12 protein-coding genes are annotated in these 14,970 nt (G+C 52.8%); 7 read left to right on the forward strand and 5 right to left on the reverse strand.

Features of this window, described 5'->3' with window-relative positions:
• The first annotated feature begins 81 nt into the window (after positions 1–81).
• Complete coding sequence (gene nth / locus H8B13_RS06655) at positions 82–843, forward strand: endonuclease III domain-containing protein (RefSeq protein ID WP_187310015.1); 762 nt, start codon at positions 82–84, stop codon at positions 841–843.
• 31 nt (positions 844–874) lie between these two features.
• Positions 875–1,858 (forward strand): radical SAM protein, encoded by a 984-nt coding sequence (locus H8B13_RS06660; protein WP_187310016.1) that lies wholly within the window; start codon positions 875–877, stop codon positions 1,856–1,858.
• Here the strand turns inward: H8B13_RS06660 and H8B13_RS06665 are convergent.
• Positions 1,855–2,361 (reverse strand): hypothetical protein, encoded by a 507-nt coding sequence (locus tag H8B13_RS06665; RefSeq protein WP_187310017.1) that lies wholly within the window; start codon positions 2,359–2,361, stop codon positions 1,855–1,857. The genes H8B13_RS06660 and H8B13_RS06665 overlap by 4 nt on opposite strands.
• An 80-nt stretch (positions 2,362–2,441) precedes the next feature.
• Here H8B13_RS06665 and H8B13_RS06670 point away from each other — a divergent pair, with 80 nt between their 5' ends.
• Positions 2,442–2,957, forward strand: a complete 516-nt coding sequence (locus tag H8B13_RS06670; RefSeq protein ID WP_187310018.1) for a gamma carbonic anhydrase family protein — start codon at positions 2,442–2,444, stop codon at positions 2,955–2,957.
• Positions 2,958–3,031: 74 nt separating this feature from the next.
• Here H8B13_RS06670 and H8B13_RS06675 read toward each other — a convergent pair whose 3' ends face one another.
• Complete coding sequence (locus tag H8B13_RS06675) at positions 3,032–4,363, reverse strand: hemolysin family protein (protein ID WP_187310019.1); 1,332 nt, start codon at positions 4,361–4,363, stop codon at positions 3,032–3,034.
• Positions 4,364–4,564: 201 nt separating this feature from the next.
• Here H8B13_RS06675 and H8B13_RS06680 point away from each other — a divergent pair, with 201 nt between their 5' ends.
• The 3 genes from H8B13_RS06680 (at position 4,565) to H8B13_RS06690 (ending at position 8,791) form a co-directional block, all read left to right on the forward strand.
• Positions 4,565–6,778 carry a protein-disulfide reductase DsbD family protein gene (locus H8B13_RS06680; protein WP_187310020.1) on the forward strand — a complete coding sequence of 738 codons (2,214 nt, stop codon included), beginning with the start codon at positions 4,565–4,567 and terminating at the stop codon, positions 6,776–6,778.
• Between the two features lie 460 nt (positions 6,779–7,238).
• Positions 7,239–7,703 (forward strand): Lrp/AsnC ligand binding domain-containing protein, encoded by a 465-nt coding sequence (locus tag H8B13_RS06685; protein ID WP_187310021.1) that lies wholly within the window; start codon positions 7,239–7,241, stop codon positions 7,701–7,703.
• A gap of 125 nt (positions 7,704–7,828) precedes the next feature.
• Positions 7,829–8,791 carry an energy transducer TonB gene (locus H8B13_RS06690; RefSeq protein WP_187310022.1) on the forward strand — a complete coding sequence of 321 codons (963 nt, stop codon included), beginning with the start codon at positions 7,829–7,831 and terminating at the stop codon, positions 8,789–8,791.
• Between the two features lie 80 nt (positions 8,792–8,871).
• Here H8B13_RS06690 and trxA read toward each other — a convergent pair whose 3' ends face one another.
• The 3 genes from trxA to dnaE all read right to left on the reverse strand — a co-directional run bounded on the left by trxA (position 8,872) and on the right by dnaE (position 13,600).
• On the reverse strand, positions 8,872–9,204 hold the full coding sequence (gene trxA / locus H8B13_RS06695; RefSeq protein WP_084446370.1) for a thioredoxin: 333 nt from the start codon (positions 9,202–9,204) through the stop codon (positions 8,872–8,874).
• Positions 9,205–9,360: 156 nt separating this feature from the next.
• Complete coding sequence (locus H8B13_RS06700) at positions 9,361–9,894, reverse strand: hypothetical protein (RefSeq protein ID WP_187310023.1); 534 nt, start codon at positions 9,892–9,894, stop codon at positions 9,361–9,363.
• Between the two features lie 25 nt (positions 9,895–9,919).
• Positions 9,920–13,600, reverse strand: coding sequence for a DNA polymerase III subunit alpha (dnaE, locus tag H8B13_RS06705; RefSeq protein WP_187310024.1), 3,681 nt, complete (start codon positions 13,598–13,600; stop codon positions 9,920–9,922).
• A 248-nt stretch (positions 13,601–13,848) separates the two neighbouring features.
• On the opposite strand from dnaE, the gene H8B13_RS06710 reads away from it, so the two are divergent.
• Positions 13,849–14,916 (forward strand): fatty acid desaturase family protein, encoded by a 1,068-nt coding sequence (locus H8B13_RS06710; RefSeq protein ID WP_187310025.1) that lies wholly within the window; start codon positions 13,849–13,851, stop codon positions 14,914–14,916.
• The last annotated feature ends 54 nt before the right edge of the window (positions 14,917–14,970 follow it).

Below are 14,970 nucleotides of genomic sequence, written 5' to 3' on the forward strand. Positions count from 1 at the left end.
TGGAGGGCTTTTTTGTGCGATTTTGAATCGTTAGTAAATCGGGTGCGCAACCTCAGGTAAGCCCAGTCGGTACAACCGGCTATGCCAACTACCTACGACTCGCCAGCCGCTGAGAAAACGCGTGAGAACCATGCAATTCTGAATGGTTTTTTTCCGCCGCTGACGTTGGAAACCCCGCGTCGCTCGCCCATGCGCGAACTGATATCAACGCTGCTGTCGCATCGGACTACCCACCACGATGAGGAGCTAGCCTATGACCGGATGCTGGAGGCGTTCGGAGACTGGGAAGGCGTGATGGCCGCACCAACGGCCGAGTTGGCCCACGCCGTTCGGACTACGCGCTGGCCCGATACCCAGGCTCCGCGTATTCAGGAAATATTGCGCCGCATCAAAGCCGAACACGGCGAGATTACGCTAGACTTTCTGGCGGATTGGCCTACTGAAAAAGGGCTGGCTTGGCTGATGGATATGCCCGGTATTGGTCTAAAAACGGCTTCGCTGGTGCTGCTTTTTAACTTTCATAAGCCTGTGCTGCCCGTCGATACGCACGTGCACCGCATTGCCCAGCGCGTAGGCATGATTCCGCCCAAAGCCTCCGCCGACAAAGCGCACCAATTATTACTAGCCCAACTGCCTGCCGATGCGCTGGTGTTGCTCAACTTTCACAAGCACAACTACTGGCATGGTCAAAAGATCTGCCTGTTCCTGAAGCCAGATTGCCCAAAATGCCCGCTAAAAGGCTTTTGCAACTACTATCAGGAGCATTATGGCCCCGCTACGCTTGAGGTAATAGCCGCCACACCCAAGCGCTGGGAAGAAGCCTGGGGCAAACTGCCGCATTAATCGTCGTTCATAATGGGCTACCTTTGCCGCTATGCGCCTCGTTCGACATCCGGTACTTTGTAATTATTACGTCACTTACCGGTGTAATGCACGCTGCTCATTCTGTGATATCTGGGAAAAACCATCGCCCTATATTCAGCTAGAGGATGTAGCCCGAAACCTGCGCGATCTGAAGCGCTTGGGCGTAAATGTGGTGGACTTCACGGGGGGCGAGCCGCTGCTGCACCGCCAGATTCATGAGTTTGTGGGCCTCGCTCACGACATGGGCTTTATTACCACGCTCACTACCAATTGCCTGCTTTATCCGAAATACGCCGAGCGGCTGCGAGGTAAAGTGGATATGTTGCATTTCTCCCTCGATTCGTCGGAGAGGGAAGTGCACGACAAGGGGCGTGGGGTCGCCTGCTTTGATTTTGTGCTGGAAAGTATTCGGGTAGCCAAAGAATTGGGGGAGTACCCCGATATCTTATTCACTGTATTTCGCGAAAATCTGGCTCAGCTGGAAGCTGTGTATCGCGACATTACTCAGCCCAATGGCCTGGTCCTCATCATCAATCCGGCCTTCGAGTACAACAGCGTAGCCACCGGCGAACAATTGACCACCGCCGAGCTAGATTATCTGTCGGCTTTCGGGCGACGCAAAGGCGTTTATCTCAACGAAGCGTTTATTCAGCTACGCAAAGATGGCGGCAACCACGTGGCTAAACCGGTATGCCGGGCCGCCAGCACGACGTTGGTTATTTCGCCCAGCAACGAACTTGTCCTACCTTGTTATCATCTTGGAGAGAAGAAATTCCCGATTAATGGGCAGCTCTATGAGTTGTATCAGTCGGGGGAAGTGCAGCAGCTAGCGGCGCTGGAAGGCCGCTTGCCCGCTTGTGAAGGCTGTACCATAAACTGCTACATGCAGCCCAGCTTCGCTGTGGAGACGAGTAAGTATTTCTGGCAGGCCCTGCCTAGCACGCTCAGATACAACTTAGCGAAAGGCACCTGGAAGCGAATGCTCGCTCGCTAATGCACCTGCTCAGGTCGTAGCCGCACGATAAACTGACGCAGGGCCTCGGGCTGCTGGGTGCCGAGTAATACCCGGTCGCCGTTGTGCAGTTCCAGTTGAAAGCCATAAGAGCCAGCCACGTTGTAAGCATAGTTTGATGTAGAGAGGCCTCGAATGCCCCAGCCGCCATATTCGCCCAGGGGGGAATATTTGCGTACATGGGCACTTTTTACTTCTGCCCAAGCCACTCGGCGCCAACCCATCGGATAGAGGCGATAGGAAATGCCTTCTTTATCAAAGTGTGTTTCTAGCCGCAAAAGGGCAAAAATACCCATGGTGAGGATAGTAGGCACTACTAGCACTAGCCACTTCAAACCAGTTAGGGCTGGCACCCGATCGACCATAAAGAAGGATACGAGGCTTATAGAGAGCGGAATGGCTAGGGTGAGCCACCACCAAGGCTGCCAAAAGTCCTGACGTTCGGTAAAAAGGGCTGGCAGGGTAGGAGCGTTGGTGGATGGCATAATGAATAGATAAGTAGGCGTCTAATTGAGTCTTAATATTAGACTTTCTTTGTTAATCCTTTAAGTCTTTCATCTTACCTATGCCCGCTCTGATTTTGCCCGTTAACGGAATTGCCCCCCAGCTTGGCGCCAACTGTTTTGTAGCCGAAAATGCCACAATTGTGGGCGATGTAGTACTGGGAAAAGATTGTACCGTGTGGTTCAATGCCGTGCTGCGAGGCGATGTAAACAGCATCCGTATCGGCGACAAAACGAATATTCAGGATGGCGCCGTCATCCATTGCACCTACCAGAAGGCGGCCACCACAATCGGGGCACGGGTGAGCATCGGGCATCGGGCCATCGTGCACGGCTGCACTGTGGAAGACGACGTACTTATTGGTATGGGAGCCATCGTGATGGATCATGTGGTAGTGGGCACGGGCTGCATTGTGGCGGCGGGGGCAGTGGTGCTGGAAAATACGCAGTGCGAGCCTGGCTATCTGTACGCTGGAATTCCGGCCCGCAAAATCAAGTACGTAAGTGAGGAGCAGCGCGCCATGATTGCCCGCACCGCCGATAACTATGTGCTGTACGCTAGCTGGTTTCAGCAATAGCTTTATAGATCATAAAAAAGCCCCCAGAATATTTCTGGGGGGCTTTTTTATGATCCTAACTGGAAGCTGACAGCTTACAAGTTCAGTGCTTCGTCAGCTTCTGCCTCACGCTCGGCGGTGGTAATTACCCGAAGCTGTACTAGCTCCACGGCGCGGCGGGAGCGCTTTAGCACCCGAAATTCGTAGTTATCGACAACGGCCACATCATTTACTTCCGGGATGTTGCCATAAATCATGTTGAGCAAGCCGCCTACGGTTTCATAATCGTCGCCTTCGGGCAATGGGTAGGGGAGGTACTCGTTGGCATCCGAAATGGCGGTGGAGGTATTCACCCGGTACTCATCGGCCGATACTTTCTCTACTACAGGCACTTCGTTATCGTACTCGTCCTGAATTTCGCCTACCAGCTCCTCGATAATATCCTCGATGGTGACAATACCCGACACGCCACCAAACTCGTCGGAGACGATGGCGATGTGCATATGCTTACGCTGGAACTGGCGCAGCAAGCGGTTGATTTTTTTGGTTTCCGGTACGAAGTAAGCTGGCCGCATGATCTTGGCCAGCTCCACCGACTCATTCCGCCGAATCAGTTGCAGCAAGTCCTTCACGTAGAGAATGCCCACGATGTTATCGATGGAGCCTTCATACACTGGAATGCGCGAATATCCCTCGCTGTACACCGTTTCGAGTACCTCGTCCTGGGGGGCATTTATGTCGATGGCAGCAATCTTGGTGCGGGGCACCATAATCTGCTTCACCATCCGATCATTAAACTGAAAGACATTTTCGATCAACTCGTGCTCAGAGTCCTGAATCTCACCGCTCTGCTTACTCTGATCGAGTAGCATACGAAGCTCTTCGGCAGTATGAACTTCTGAGCCGTGAATGGGCGTAACGCCAATGAGCTTTAAGAAGAAATTCGACAGTCCATTCAATACCCAGATAAAAGGCCGGAATACGAAATAGAAAAACTGCATCGGCAGCGCCACAAACAAACTCACCGTCTCAGGCCGCTGAATAGCGAGCGACTTAGGAGCCAACTCTCCAAAAACGATGTGCAGCACGGTGATGACCGCAAACGACGTTGGCAGCGCGATGCGATGCGCTAATTCAGGGTCGGCCTGGATGCCAACGAGCTCCATAAAGGCGATGATGATCTGCGAAACGACGCCTTCACCAATCCAGCCTAAGCCCAGCGAAGCCAAGGTAATGCCGAGCTGAGTAGCAGATAGGTAAGCATCCAGATGAGCCAGAATACCCTGGGTTACCTTCGCAAAGCGGTTGCCCTCTTGCGCCCGGATGTCTATTTGCGAGGCGCGTACTTTGACAATAGCGAATTCGGCTGCTACGAAAAAACCATTCGCTAACACCAGCAAAATGGTAAGAAGAATATTTAAGGCCATAGTGTCGGAAACTTCGGCTCACGCGGCCAAGTCTCCTATATAACTACAAAAGTACGAGATTCTGCCCAAGCAGTTCGGGCTCCGATCATATTAGTGACTGGGGGGCAAAATCAGAGGGCGTAAATAGCGGCGCAACCCCCGTCGGCGAAAGTGTGACACTTCCTACCGAACTTTGTTTGCCTTCGAACTGATTATCATCTTATGCTGCCTCAACGAATTCTGCTTTCCCTGCTCTTCCTTCTGCTCGCCGGCGCGAGTTCGATAGCCCAGGTGCTCACGCCTACCAAGCTTTCTACAGCCGTCAGCCAGCCGACTGCGAAAGTAGGCGACGAGTTAGAGCTGATCGTGAATGCCAAGATGAGCGACACCTGGCACCTTTACGCCACCGATTTTGACCCTGATCTTGGCCCGACAGTTTTCGCATTTACCTTCCCGAAAAGCGCGGCTTACGCGGTAGTCGGCAAACCGAAGTCGGTGGGTTCCAAAAAGAAGTATGACGACGTGTTTGGCGGCGACATTACCTACTTTGAAAAGACCGGCCAGATCCGTCAGCGCATCAAACTTCTACAATCCGGCCCGCTGACGATAAAAGCTGAAGTAGAGTACCAAACCTGCACCGACGTTGATGGTCGTTGCATTCCGGGCGATGAAACGCTCGCTTTTGGTCCTATTGAAGTAGCAGCTGCTCCCGGCGGCACTGGTGCTGTGGCTCCTCCAGCCAGCAGTCAATCCGCTACTTCATCTGCCACTTCTGGGCTGAACGCGGAGGGCAAAATAGCCGCCGCTACAACTGTTGCGCCTGCCGAAACAGCAGAGCCTACGGCTGACCTGTCGCCTACGCCGCCCGCTACAACTGCTCAGGCAGCCGTAGTAGCACCAGCAGCTTCCGTAACTACGGCCACGGTAGGCTCTGCTGCAGCGGCTGATGCTACGGGCACTGGTAGTATGTGGGGGTTTGGTGTTTTGGCCTTCTTCTCAGGGTTGGCAGCACTCATAACCCCCTGCGTATTTCCCATGGTACCTATGACGGTGTCTTTCTTCACCGGCGGCACCGACAGCCGGGCGCGGGGCATCATGAAAGCCTTGGTTTATGGCTTGTCCATCATCTTAATTTATACCATCATCGGTGTTATCGTAGCCCGCCTCCTAGGTGAGGATGGCCCTAATTTCATGGCAACCCATTGGCTGCCCAACCTAATATTCTTTGCGGTCTTTGTAATCTTCGGTCTGTCTTTTCTAGGACTATTTGAAATTACGCTGCCTAATGCGTTGGTGAATAAAGCCGATGCCCAAGCCGATAAAGGCGGCTGGTTGGGGGTATTCTTTATGGCTTTCACGTTGGTGCTGGTGTCGTTTTCGTGCACGGGTCCTATTGTAGCCACCGTGCTTGGGTTAGCGGCGCGCGGCGAAACCATTATGCCGGTAGTCGGGATGTTTGGGTTTTCTTTGGCCTTCGCGTTGCCGTTTACCCTATTTGCCATTTTCCCTTCCTGGCTCAAAAGCCTACCGCGTTCCGGCGGCTGGTTGAATACGGTGAAAGTCGTGCTGGGCTTTGTGGAGCTTATGCTAGCCCTCAAATTCTTGAGTATGGCCGACTTGGCGTATCACTGGGGCCTGCTCAACCGCGACGTGTACCTCGTGCTCTGGATTGTACTCTCGGCATTGCTGGGGCTGTATTTGCTAGGCAAGTTCAAGCTATCCCACGACAGCGAAATCACCCATTTAAGTGTGCCGCGTTTGCTACTGGCCATTTTGGCGTTCAGCTTCATGACTTATCTGGTGCCCGGCTTATTCGGCGCCCCCTTGCCTCTATTGGCCGGCTACTTGCCACCCCAATCCAACCGCGACTTCACGCTGGCAGCGTCGGGGGCCAATACCGCGGCTCCACTTGCGACTACCGCCGCTAATAAGCTATGTGAAACGCCTCTCTACGCCGACTTCCTAGAATTGCCCCACGGGCTGACAGGTTTTTTCGACTTAGAGCAGGCCAAACGTTGCGCCATCGCCCAGAAGAAACCCATTTTCATCGACTTCACGGGCCACGCCTGCGTCAATTGTCGCAAAATGGAAGCCACCGTCTGGAACGACCCGCAGGTGCTCAAACGCCTCCGCGAAGATTTCGTGGTAGTAGCGCTGTACGTAGACGATAAAAAGGAATTGCCTAAGAATGAGTGGTATATTTCTCGGCGCGACAGCAAGAAGAAAAATACGCTGGGTAAGCAGAACGCCGACTTTCAGATAGTGGAGTATGGCGTTAATGCCCAGCCTTACTATGTGTTGCTTAATGCTGAGGCCGGCAACCAGCCTTTGGTAGCGCCTGTCGCTTACGAGCCCGATGTAGCCGACTTTCTGAAGTTTCTGGATGCTGGCTTAGCTCAATACCGGCGCCAGACCCAACCAATGGCCGCCCGGTAAAAGGTAGTTAGCATAATTAAAAAAGCCCCCCAGAAAACTTCTGGGGGGCTTTTTTGCTTAAAGTAAAGTCGGATAAATTCGGCTGGAAGGGAAATAAAAAAGGCTGCACCCACCCAGATGCAGCCTCTCAATTAAGAACGTACCCACCCAGATACGTCCCGGTACTTCCCTTCCCACTATAAAATCCCCAATCAGCTGTAGAAGGAGGGCTCGAACCTCCACAGAGTAGTTAGCCGGCCGCCGGACCAGTTTTTCCCGAATCTCTACCCCCGAGAGAGGAGGGCATGTCTACCAATTCCATCATCCTACAAGATGCTCAACCACCTTTCGTGTTTGATTATGACAAATGTAGTAGAAGCTTCCGAAAAGTAAAAATATGGTAAGCTTTATCAATAAAATTTACACTATTTTTAATAAATGAGTATTTTTGTTGCAATCTAATAAATGAAAGACCGCAAAAATGGCTCGTGATTACGAACTTGACGATGTAGACCGCAAGATTCTCGCTCTACTCATCGCTGACGCGAAAACGCCCTACACCGAAATAGCCCGCAAAGTGCATGTATCTGGCGGCACAGTGCACGTACGCATGGCACGCATGGAGGAGCTAGGTATTGTACTAGGCTCCACGCTCCGTGTTGATTATCAGAAGCTAGGCTACGGCGTGAGCGCTTTTCTAGGGATTTACCTAACCAAAAGCTCGGTGTCGGATAGCGTGGCGAAGCTGCTCAGCAAGATCCCTGAGGTAATTAGCATTCACTACACCACTGGCAACTACGGGTTCTTCGCTCGCATCGTGTGCCGCGATACGCAGCACCTACGCGATGTGCTCCACGACCAAGTTCAGCTGATTGAAGGCATAGAGCGTACCGAAACGCTTATTTCCTTGGAGGAGAACCTGAACCGTTCTATTCAACTCCTCTAAAGCCGCGCTTGAGCCAACGCTTGATATAGTCATAGGTCAAAGTTGAATTGGATTGATCCTTGCGCAAAGAGCCTGATTAGCTATACTTAACAGCTCTGTTTGTCACTTGGCCGCGATTCATGCGTATGAAAGCCCTCCTGATTGCTGTGCTCCTGACCGCTTGGATAGGTCTGCCGGTGTGCACGCAGGCACAAACGTTGCCTGCTGTTTACCTGAATGCCCGCGATGAGGAAACGCTACCGGATAGCGCCACACATTACCGGGTGGTAGACTTACTTAGCGACACAGAGTTTGGTGTACGGGAGTATTCGCTGGTGGGAACGCTGTTGCTGCGCGGCACGCTCACGGCCATCGATCCCCCGGTTCGCAATGGTGTCTTTACGTGGCTTTTTCCCACGGGAGCCAAAGCCAGCGAGGTGCATTTTCGTGATAATAAGGCCCAAGGATTATTTGTAGCCTGGTACGAAGACGGGCGTGTGCGTAGTCGCGGTGAGTATGAGCTGGGACAGCGCGTGGGCCCGTGGCTGAGCGTACACCGCAATAGACACAAACGCTCTGAGGGTAGTTATCAAAAAGGTAAGCCTCACGGCGAATGGCGCTATTATCACGACAACGGCCAGCTCAGCGCCATTGAGCGCCTGTATACTGGCCGCACGCTTAGCCTGACTTATTATTTGCCGGATGGAGCCGCCTTAGCTGGTACTTCACAAAAAAGGCAGCCCCCAGAATTCCCGGGCGGTGAAGCCGCCTTACTACGTCACATTGCTCAGGCCACGGTGTATCCCAAAGAAGCCCGCCGCCGCAATCTAACGGGGCAGGTTTTCGTGAATTACACGGTGGGAGAAGACGGCCGCGTTAGTGACGTACACGTGGTGCGTGGTCTTTCACCCGAACTCGACAACGAAGCCCGACGCATAATAACCGGTCTGCCTACCTTCCGGCCCGGCCGTGAGTACAACTTGCCCACCGCCATGACGTTCACGCTGGCTATCAACTTCACGCCTAACTTCACGCTTTTTGGCAACGCGCTGCCGCCCCAAGGGCCACCCACCGAAGCGCGGGCCAGCAATCCTGACACAAACTTCTGAGCATCCGGTTGTTGCTAAAACAAGAAAAAGCCCCCTAGACTAAGTCTGGGGGGCTTTTTTAATCTACTAAAGGTAGAGCTTTAAGCTACAGTTACCTGAGCGTCTAGCTTTTGGGCCAACACGTGCTTCGGCACGGCACCTACTTGCTTATCTACGATCTGACCGTTTTTGAACACGAGCAGCGTCGGAATGCTGCGAATGCCAAACTTAGCGGAGGTTTGCGGATTCGAATCAACGTCGACCTTGCCTATAATAACGCGGCCCTCGTATTCGCCGGCCAACTCTTCCACTACGGGACCCACCATGCGGCACGGACCGCACCACTCGGCCCAGAAATCCACGAGCACGGGCTTATCAGAGTTGATTATTTCTTCAAAATTAGAATCGGTGATCTCAATTGCTTTGTGTCCCATGATAGTAGGGGTTGAATGGTGTAGTTATCTGAGTGCTTACGAGCAAACGGGCCGCAAGGTAGCAGATTGCAGTTCAACAAGCCGCACGCCGGAAAGTTCAGATTGATTCATTACCACAAAAAGTATGCGTTGGTGCCCTACTCCAGCAAGTCGCCGCTAACTTTTAATATATACTGACTTCTTGGGGTGCTTCCAGTACTTGCGGTCCTGCCAAACTCCTAATCCTGCTATCATAAGTGCTCCCAACGATGCCATATAACCAGCATTTCTTTCTTTGTTGCGGTATTCAGCCTGATCCAGTATTATTCGAGCTCCTTTGTTTATTTGATATGTGCTAAGGTTAGGTTTTTGTGTGTCAATAGTATTTTGATAATAAACACTGATACTATCGCCGACTTGAATTGCGTGTTGTAATGAATGATAGTTTTGGCTAGGGTAATACACAGCTAGGATTTGATTCACTCCTGCGATTTTGACGAAATATATTTGAGAATCTATTCTTCCCTTAGACGTAGTTATACTAGAAACCATAACGCCAGTGTCAACTACTTGACCAGATACTACATCTAGCTTTGAAAGGTCTAAGTAGGCGTTTTTAAAAGCGAGAAATGAAACGAATAAACAAACTGAACTAAGAAGTAAGGAAGCAACGGCATTCCATAGCCTCTTGATGGTTCTAGAAATTCTCATGAGTATTGTAACTTAACAAGACTATCTAAATCAACTGACAAGCATCCATTTCCATCTCCCGCATCTTGTCAATAAACGCTTTCGGCTCGATCTGAAAGCGGCGTGAGAACATGTCGAATGCCAGTTGCTCGTGCGGCTCAGCAAACTGAATTTCGAGACGCTTTTTGCCGGGAGAGGCGTGAATGGCTTCTTCGAGGCGGTCAATCATAGGGCCGGTAACCGTGCGCAGATCTAAACGAACACGGACGCCGTTAGCCATCTTCTCTGTTACCTCATTAAGCTGTTGCATATTCATGATTTTCAACTCCCATTGATCTTCAGTACCGTAGCGCAGCGTCATTTTGCCGCGCACAAACATAGGCGGCACCTGATCGTTGGCATAGTTGCGGGGGTTGATAATGGGCGCAAAGCGCGTGTACTCGTCGCGGAACAGGGCTAGCTGTAAAGACGAATCATAGTCTTCCAGCGTAAAGGCGGCGAAGGACTGGCCGTTCTTGGTGGTGCGGAAAGCTACGTTGGTAATCAGGCCGGCCACGTTGACTTCACGGTTCTTATACGCGTCGAGCTTTTCTAGAGAACACGTGCAATAGGAGTCAATTTCGAGCTTGTAGTTATCGAGTGGGTGGCCAGAGAGGTAGAAGCCTACTACTTCCTTTTCCCGCCGCAGCTGCTCGGTATTGGTCCAGGGCTCCATATCCGCTACTTTGGGCAGCGGCGCCGCCACGGCACCGAAAGCACCCGCACCAAATAAGCTGTGCTGAGCTGATTCCTTAGCAGCTTGGTGCTGCTGGCCCATGCGCATGGCCTTCTCAATCAGGTTCTGGTCGCCGGAGGGTGCTTCGATGAACTGACGGCGGTGGTAGCGCTCAAACGAGTCGAAGGCGCCGGCTTGGGCCAGGCTCTCGAAGGTTTTCTTGTTGACGGCCCGCAGATTTACGCGCTTGGCAAAGTCGAATACGTCGTTGTAGGGGCCATTTTTCTCGCGTTCCTGTACTAGCTCCTCTACGGCAGCTTCGCCGGCGCCCTTCACGGCGGCCAGACCAAAACGGATTTTGCCCTCTTGGTTTACGTTGAACTTCATGATACTCTCGTTCACGTCGGGGCCTAGCACCTGCACGCCTTGCTTGCGGGCTTCCTCGATGAAGAAAGTTACCTTCTTAATGTCACCCATGTTGTTGGTGAGCACCGCCGCCATGTACTCAGCTGGGTAGTTCGCCTTCAGATAGCCTGTCTGATAGGCTACCACCGAGTAGGCAGCAGAGTGGGAGCGGTTGAAGCCGTAGGCCGCAAATTTCTCCATCACGTCGAAGACCTCGGAGGCTTTCTTCGCCGGAATGTTGTGCAGCTTTTTGCAGCCCTCCACGAATTTCTCGCGCTCCTGAGCCATCTTTTTCAGGTCCTTCTTACCCATGGCCCGGCGCAGCAAGTCGGCGCCGCCTAGGGAATAGCCCCCCAGAATCTGCGCGGCCTGCATAATCTGCTCCTGGTACACCATGATGCCTTGGGAGTAGTTCAGGATGGGCTCCAGCAGCTCGTGCGGGTACTCTACCTCCTCGCGGCCGTGCTTGCGGTTGATGAAGTTCGGGATGAACTGCATCGGGCCGGGCCGGTACAGGGCGTTCATGGCAATCAAATCCTCAATGTTAGTGGGCTTGAGGTCTTTAAGGTACATGCGCATGCCTTCCGACTCGAACTGAAAGGTGCCGATGGTGTCGCCGCGCTGGTAGAGAGCATAGGTTTTCTCGTCGTCGAGCGGAATGTCGTCGATGTCAATCTTGACGCCGTGATTTTTCTCAATCAGACGCATGGCGTCCTCAATGATGGTCAGGGTTTTTAGACCCAAAAAGTCCATCTTGAGCATGCCCGCCGACTCAATTACCTTACCGTCGAACTGGGTAATGAGCAGTTCCGATTCCTTGGACGTAGATACCGGAATGTACTTGGTGATGTCGTCGGGGGCGATGATGATGCCGGCAGCGTGAATGCCAGTGTTGCGCATGGAGCCTTCGAGCTGCTCGGCAAGGCGCAGAATCTGTCCTTTCAGGTTGCCCGGCGTGTCGTCGCGCCGGATCATGTCTAGCTCCTGCACTTCGGCAAACGCCTTGGCCAGCGTAGTACCCACTTGCTCGGGCACCATCTTGGTCAGCTCGTTGGTCTGGGGCAGTGGCAACTCCAAGGCCCGCGCCACGTCCTTAATCGACGACTTGGCGGCCATGGTACCAAAGGTGATAATCTGGGCTACCTGGTTGCGGCCATACTTATCTACCACGTAATCAATGACTTTCTGACGATTCACGTCGTCAAAGTCAATATCAATATCGGGCATGCTCACCCGCTCCGGGTTCAGGAAACGCTCGAAGAGGAGAGAGTACTTAATAGGGTCAATGTTTGTAATACCAACGCAGTAAGCCACCGCCGAGCCCGCCGCCGAGCCCCGGCCCGGACCCACGGCTACCCCCATGCTCCGACCTTTATTGATAAAGTCCTGCACAATAAGGAAGTAGCCCGCAAAACCCATGGTCGAGATGACATTCAGCTCGAAGTTGAGGCGTTCTTCTACCTCCGCGGTGCGCTCAGAGTAGCGCGGTCTGGGTCCCGAAAAGGCCCCCAGAAACGTCAGGTGGCGTAGATAGGCGTCAGCGTTGGCGTGCTCGGGCGGAATTGGGAAGTTGGGGAGCAGAATGTCACGTTGGAGCTTGGGCGGCGTGATTTTGTCTACAATTTCATTAGTGTTGTCAAGGGCCTCGGGCACATCGTGGAAGAGCGCCGCCATCTCGGCCTGAGTCTTGAAATAGAACTGGTCGTTGGGGAAGCCGAAGCGGGAGCGGGGGCGCGGCATCTGCATCTCTTCATCTATACGCTGTAACTGCCGGCGCACAGCATCGTCGCGGCCATGCTCGCGGCGCACATTTTCAAGCGTGTCGTAGATAACTTTTTTGTCGCCGCTGACTAGGGTGAAATAGTTAGTCTGGAAGTCGCCGACGGGAATGCTGTGTTCGTCGCCGGTATTCACGCAGAGCAGCAGGTCGTGGGCGGCAAAGTCGGTTTGGTCTACGTAATGCGAGTCGTTGGTGCAAATGACTTTCACGTTGTACTTCAGCGCCCAGCGCAGCAGTACCTGGTTGATGTCTTCCTGGCTTTTGCCGGTGTTGTCGATGTTCTGGATGCCGTGGCGCTGAATTTCGATGTAATAATCATCGCCAAAGACATCGAGCCACCATTTAAAAATGGCTTCGGCCTCCGTCTCGGTTTTCCACAGAATGGCTTGGGGCACCTCGGCGCCGATGCAGCAGCTAGTGGCAATCAGACCTTCGCTGTATTGCAGCAACAGCTCTTTATCAATACGCGGCCACTTGGAATACAGACCGTCGATATAGCTCATGGAGCAGAGCTTGGCCAGGTTCTGGTAGCCGGCCTGGTCCTTGGCCAGTAACAACTGGTGGAAGCGCTGGTCTTTGCTTTCCTTGCTGAAAATCTTCTTGTGGCGGTCTTCTACCAGGTAAAACTCGCAGCCCACGATGGGCTTCACGTTGTACTTGCTGGCTTCGGCTACGAAGTTGAAGGCGCCGAACATATTGCCGTGGTCGGTGAGGGCTACGGCGGGCATACCATCTTCCTGCGCCTTTTTCATGAGCTTGCCAATGCTGGCCTGACCGTCGAGCAGGGAGTATTGGGTGTGGCAGTGAAGGTGAGAAAACGTGGGCATGGCAAGTATTTTAAGCGGACAAGAATCTAGTAAAGATACCCAGCCCTGATCGGAGTTGGAAGCTGAATTCGGCCGTTGCCTGATTTCCAGCTAGATAAAATGCCCCCCAGATCGTCGCGCAAGTGGCGGCAAGCACTTAGCTTGCAACCTAATTGTAGTTGAGTTGGTTTGCCTGGCAACTCAGGTGCTACCCAGAGGCGCAATTCCGCGTAAACTAGCGCTGGACATTCGCAAGAATCTATTTCCATATGAAATCACTTCCCGCCGTCCTCACCGACCCGGTTTATCAAAAGCCTGCTGCCTACTCGTGGTTGGAAACGCAGTTGTTGAAGGTTTGCCAGGATGAGCGTGACTTGCCGTTTGCGCGGCTGCTGTTCAATATCGCGCTCACGCTTATTCCGCTGGCCATTCTGCTGTATATCCCGGGCCTGCCTAACTGGATTTGGTGGTCGGCAGCTGTGCTGTATCATTTTTTGAACAATGTCACCTTTAAGGGCCCTTTCGGCTTAATGCTGCATTGCGTATGCCATCGGCCGCTGTTCAAAAAACAGCACGACTGGCTGAATATGTGCATTCCGTGGGTAATTGGGCCTTTCTTCGGCCAAACGCCAGAGACCTATTATACCCACCACATGGGTATGCACCACGCTGAAAACAACATGCCCGAGGATACCAGCTCGACCATGAGCTACCAGCGCGACTCGTTCTTTGGCTTTCTACAGTATCTAGGCGACTTCGTCACCGTTGGTATTTTCCGTCTGCTGTCTTACTTCGACCGCAAAAAGAAGAAGAAGTTTTACTTCAAATCCATTCGGGGCGAGGTGGCTTTTTTCGCGTGGTGCATCGGCTTGAGCTTCGTAAACTTCCCGGCTACGTTTGCGGTATTTATTCTGCCCTTCATCATCTCGCGAGTGGTAATGATGCTCGGCAACTGGACTCAGCACGCCTTCGTGAACCCCATCGATCCGGCTAATGCTTATCATAACAGCGTAACGTGCCTTAACACCAAGTACAATCATAAGTGCTGGAACGACGGTTACCACACCAGCCACCACGTACGCCCCGCTCTACACTGGACGGAACATCCCAATCATTTCCTGAAAACGCTGCCCAAATACGTGCAGAACGACGCCATTGTGTTTGAAGGCATCCACTGGCTCCACCTCTTTGCCTGGCTCATGACCAAGCGCTACGACTTGATGGCCAAGCATTTCGTTAACGTTGGCGACCGATACAAGAGCGACGAACAGATTGTGGAAATGCTGAAAACGCGGACTGCTCGCTTCGTTGAGCCCGAGCTGGCTTACGCCAAGTAACACCAACTCCTGCTTAGGCGGCGTTGTGATGTAGCGCGAAGCTTCCGCTTCGCG

The organism is Hymenobacter sp. BT188 (assembly GCF_014333585.1).
Classification (GTDB): domain Bacteria; phylum Bacteroidota; class Bacteroidia; order Cytophagales; family Hymenobacteraceae; genus Hymenobacter.

Coding starts and splice junctions, on each gene's coding strand:
- nth (WP_187310015.1), top strand. CDS start 82: ATGCCAACTACCTACGACTCGCCAGCCGCTGAGAAAACGCGTGAGAAC.
- H8B13_RS06660 (WP_187310016.1), top strand. CDS start 875: ATGCGCCTCGTTCGACATCCGGTACTTTGTAATTATTACGTCACTTAC.
- H8B13_RS06665 (WP_187310017.1), bottom strand. CDS start 2,361: ATGCCATCCACCAACGCTCCTACCCTGCCAGCCCTTTTTACCGAACGT.
- H8B13_RS06670 (WP_187310018.1), top strand. CDS start 2,442: ATGCCCGCTCTGATTTTGCCCGTTAACGGAATTGCCCCCCAGCTTGGC.
- H8B13_RS06675 (WP_187310019.1), bottom strand. CDS start 4,363: ATGGCCTTAAATATTCTTCTTACCATTTTGCTGGTGTTAGCGAATGGT.
- H8B13_RS06680 (WP_187310020.1), top strand. CDS start 4,565: ATGCTGCCTCAACGAATTCTGCTTTCCCTGCTCTTCCTTCTGCTCGCC.
- H8B13_RS06685 (WP_187310021.1), top strand. CDS start 7,239: ATGGCTCGTGATTACGAACTTGACGATGTAGACCGCAAGATTCTCGCT.
- H8B13_RS06690 (WP_187310022.1), top strand. CDS start 7,829: ATGAAAGCCCTCCTGATTGCTGTGCTCCTGACCGCTTGGATAGGTCTG.
- trxA (WP_084446370.1), bottom strand. CDS start 9,204: ATGGGACACAAAGCAATTGAGATCACCGATTCTAATTTTGAAGAAATA.
- H8B13_RS06700 (WP_187310023.1), bottom strand. CDS start 9,894: ATGAGAATTTCTAGAACCATCAAGAGGCTATGGAATGCCGTTGCTTCC.
- dnaE (WP_187310024.1), bottom strand. CDS start 13,600: ATGCCCACGTTTTCTCACCTTCACTGCCACACCCAATACTCCCTGCTC.
- H8B13_RS06710 (WP_187310025.1), top strand. CDS start 13,849: ATGAAATCACTTCCCGCCGTCCTCACCGACCCGGTTTATCAAAAGCCT.